Raw genomic sequence first — 3,592 nt, forward strand, 5'->3', positions numbered from 1 at the left:
AATCACTATGAAACATCAACCCATCTTGCCCTTAATATCTGTATAATCTTTCAAAGCCTTTGGCATAAATGATGCAGTTAACAACACCAACACCAGAACAACGCTATTTACAGTCACTTCATTCCCTTCTACGATATAGAACTGAAATATAAAAAATGCTGTAAAGGCTGCGAATAATGCCGATAATAATCTCGAAAGGCTAAATTCTTTTACGCCTGCATCTCGATTCCATTTTTCAAAAAAAGATATTTTTTTCATAATCAATTAATTATATTAGTTCAAAATGTGGTAAATCAATGAAATTGTGATCAGTAACATATTCTCCGTCCTTGTCCCAATCACCGCCGTTTCGTATATTTATTTCCATGTGATTTGCTGTTGTCATGATGACACCGATAAGGATATAATAGTATTTCTCTTCTGTTGTATATTCGCCTTTTACGTAAGGCAGCACGTCAATGGCCTTGCCTTCCTGATGCTTTGATTTTTGATTATACCCATCTTTCAAAGATGCACCGTCTTGAAAGAGTTCATTTTGTTCTTCTGCATCTCTTTTACCGCCCTTCCAAGCTATTCCAAAATCCACGGGTGAATTTTTCAGGGCTTCATACATTACTGCCTTTAGCGTCTCACTAACGCCTTCCATCCTCTGTTTGCTAAGATCAGAAAATCTATACATAATTATTCAGAATCAATTTTATCACCTCTCCTGTTTGCAAAGTCAATAATGTATTTCCATTGCCGGTTGTTCTCATCCCTTACATTCTCTATTGAATTACTCAAACTTTCAGTTTTATGAGAATTGTTTTTAATCCGTTCTCGGTTGACTTTCTCTGCTGTCATAACTCTCATATAAGATGACAACCCGGCTACGATAATTAATGGAATTACAATGATCAGTATTTTTTTAGTGATACCATTGTTAAGATGGTGCAGTTCACCTTTAATCTCTTCCTTTAGTTCTTTTCTTTCCTCGTTTGTCATAGTTATTTATTTTCTTATAAACGCATCATCCAGGGTAGCTATTTCAGTGCTTGTCAATTTTCCACTTTCAGATGCTTTTTTTATCTCTTCCTCACCGAATTTCGGGTAGTTCTTTTCATTTTTTGAAACATCAGTTTCGAGAACTTTCCTAAATTCTGCATCAACTGTTTGCTGTAATGATTGCGGTATTTGGCCTTGTTCATTGGCGTACTCTTTCAAAAGCCGCTGCCGCTCTTCTTCAATATAGTCAACATCTTTTTTCAATTGCTGAAAAGCCGGGCGTTTGTTCCATTTCTCCTGAAAGTCAGTAATGCCGTTGTCATAGATTTTTTGAACGATGTTGTATTGGTTTTGCAAGTCTTTTAGTTTCATAAGTTTAGTTTATTTTATGTTGTACAACATATTTTTCCATGTAACAATATTGTAAAATTAACCGTTTATTTGTAGAAATCAAAATTATAAAAGCCATGAAACATTTAATTTTTATTATTGTATTACTAGCTGCAACTCTTTCAGTCAACGCTCAAAAACTCGGTTTCGGTATTCACGCAGGCTCAAACAGTGGCCTAAAAAATAATATAGCTTTAGGCATAAGCCCTCAACTGTTTTACAAAGTTGATACTTCCATAACCCTGAATACAAACTTGATATACTACTTTTTATCTGATCGGAAAAATGATGAAGTTTTTTCACCGGAAAGTCTTTCGACAAAGACTTATCTCTATCAATTGAATGCGAACATAAACTATTTCCCATACAAAAATTTCTATATAGTTGTTGGCGGAAATTATTCAAAGGTATCATCAAAAGCAAGTTATTATCAATCAGTTGGAAAATATTCAAAGTCAAAAATTGGGTATAATATTGGCATAGGTTTAAAAATGAATAATTTCTATATACAAACAAAGTACGATAATTCGATTGATCAATTAACATTATCTTTATCCTTTCATTTTTAATTCATAATTTCCTGATCCATCAGAGTTTTTATATAAAGTACCAGATGGAATATTGTCTACATCAGTGAAGTTTGGCAAAGAGTCGAATATAACCCATCTGCCGAGAAAATGAATAGCTCTATTGTTCATAATTAATTCAGAACGTGGATGCTTTATGGACCAATTTGTTATATCAAAATCAACACCACTCACAGCCCGTACCCTGAATTTAGTATATCCATTTAAGCCTATATAGTCATAATTTTCTGTGACAAAACTTCCACCAAAGATCCCAGTATATGAAGAAATATCTAGTTGGCTCCAAGTTGATCCATCATATACTTCATAGTATATATCTACATCATTTTGGCTACCTGAATTATTTGTCACCTCTACATACCCATAGATCCGTTCAAAATCAACTATATTATATTCTTGAGTCGAATCGCCTTGATTGGTAGTACTTTGATCGTCAATCCTAAAATTCAAAGTATATACAAGATTATCATCTACTGCCTTCCATCTTCTATTAATCCCTTCATCTTCATATATTTCTAATGTTGCCGCTCCTGTTGATCTGATAAGTAACTGTCCACTGTCGATATAAATATCTGACACGTCAATATCAAAACCATTCGAGTCATATTGAATTTGTTCATCGGTTCCATTTCCGACATAAAAACGCGGAGAACCACTGTTATAATCTTGTTGAATACCAGCACTACCAAATGTTTCCCCTCCAATCGTCAATCCATCAATATTATCAGAGCCAATCTGATAACCTAGTTGAACATTTCCACTATTTATAGAAATCAATTTATTTCCTGAATCAATCTTCAAATCACCTGATCCGGCATCAAGTAAAAATTGATTTGTATTAATATCCACAGCTGATCCATTGAAACTTACATAGTTGGTTGAACTTGCATTACCTACATAAAATGATCCTCCTGCTAATTCAGCAAGTACATTATAACTCCCATCCCGGAATCTTATGCCGTTTGTAGGATCGATAACTACATGATCGCCTGCCTGATCGCCTGCAAAGAAGCCAAATATGTCACTATCCCCATAATTAGCAAAGTTTCTTAAATTCCCTATCTGAACCCGTGTCTTTGAATCACTAAGCCAATCATTATAAGATTGTATGCCATCCATAACTTTGAGGTACGGGCTGTTTGCATCAGTCACACTCATATAGATATTAGCGTCATAAGTGCCGCCGCTATCGCCTGCCGCTATAACCTCATCACCTTTTTCAAAACTACCTACATCATCAGTTGTCGCCCATCCGCTCGTAGTCGTAAGATCAATACGTCCATCTGTTTGTGTTGCTGCAACCTCTCTCCATATTCCTTTTAATACGGTTCCGCTGCCTCCTGTTGCCCGTTGCGCGTCCATGTCAAAATCCTTACAGACAATGATCATTCCTACTGAAAACGGTGCAATCGTATTTCCTGAAGCATCTTCAAAGTAGAGTTGTTCAGCTCCTGCCGTTGCGTCTGAAACTGAATGAATTTTTCCATGTCCAGGACCTACGAGGAAGCCGCCTGCTATACTCCTCAATCTGTTAATTACGAGTTCATATACTTGCAGGCCGCCTCTTACTTTAAGATTTTGAAACTCTGCATCCCCATCATTCCATATTCTCCACTCATCACCTGTTGACC

General features: G+C 35.8%; 6 protein-coding genes. 1 reads left to right on the top strand and 5 read right to left on the bottom strand.

Going from position 1 to position 3,592, the window contains the following annotated elements; genetic code table 11:
• Window positions 1-15 precede the first annotated feature (15 nt).
• From KGY70_19080 to KGY70_19095, 4 genes are read right to left on the bottom strand one after another with little or no spacing between them, the layout of a single operon-like run.
• A complete protein-coding gene (locus KGY70_19080) occupies window positions 16-258 on the bottom strand; it encodes a hypothetical protein (GenBank protein ID MBS3777305.1) in 243 nt (80 codons plus the stop codon).
• Between the two features lie 10 nt (window positions 259-268).
• Complete coding sequence (locus tag KGY70_19085; protein MBS3777306.1) at window positions 269-679, bottom strand: hypothetical protein; 411 nt, start codon at window positions 677-679, stop codon at window positions 269-271.
• 2 nt (window positions 680-681) lie between these two features.
• Complete coding sequence (locus KGY70_19090; GenBank protein ID MBS3777307.1) at window positions 682-984, bottom strand: hypothetical protein; 303 nt, start codon at window positions 982-984, stop codon at window positions 682-684.
• Window positions 985-990: 6 nt separating this feature from the next.
• Window positions 991-1,356: a hypothetical protein gene (locus tag KGY70_19095; protein ID MBS3777308.1), complete on the bottom strand. Its 366-nt coding sequence runs from the start codon at window positions 1,354-1,356 to the stop codon at window positions 991-993.
• A 95-nt stretch (window positions 1,357-1,451) separates the two neighbouring features.
• Between KGY70_19095 and KGY70_19100 the strand changes: the two genes are divergently transcribed.
• The gene (locus KGY70_19100) at window positions 1,452-1,943 is read left to right on the top strand and encodes a hypothetical protein (GenBank protein ID MBS3777309.1); all 492 of its coding nucleotides are present in this window, start codon (window positions 1,452-1,454) and stop codon (window positions 1,941-1,943) included.
• On the opposite strand, the gene KGY70_19105 is transcribed toward KGY70_19100, so the two are convergent.
• Window positions 1,926-3,592: hypothetical protein (locus KGY70_19105; protein ID MBS3777310.1), on the bottom strand; the 1,667-nt coding region annotated here is incomplete at its 5' end. The two genes, KGY70_19100 and KGY70_19105, sit on opposite strands and share 18 nt — an antisense overlap.

Source organism: Bacteroidales bacterium (genome assembly GCA_018334875.1).
Classification (GTDB): Bacteria; Bacteroidota; Bacteroidia; order Bacteroidales; family UBA12077; genus JAGXLC01.

Coding starts and splice junctions, on each gene's coding strand:
- KGY70_19080 (MBS3777305.1), bottom strand. CDS start 258: ATGAAAAAAATATCTTTTTTTGAAAAATGGAATCGAGATGCAGGCGTA.
- KGY70_19085 (MBS3777306.1), bottom strand. CDS start 679: ATGTATAGATTTTCTGATCTTAGCAAACAGAGGATGGAAGGCGTTAGT.
- KGY70_19090 (MBS3777307.1), bottom strand. CDS start 984: ATGACAAACGAGGAAAGAAAAGAACTAAAGGAAGAGATTAAAGGTGAA.
- KGY70_19095 (MBS3777308.1), bottom strand. CDS start 1,356: ATGAAACTAAAAGACTTGCAAAACCAATACAACATCGTTCAAAAAATC.
- KGY70_19100 (MBS3777309.1), top strand. CDS start 1,452: ATGAAACATTTAATTTTTATTATTGTATTACTAGCTGCAACTCTTTCA.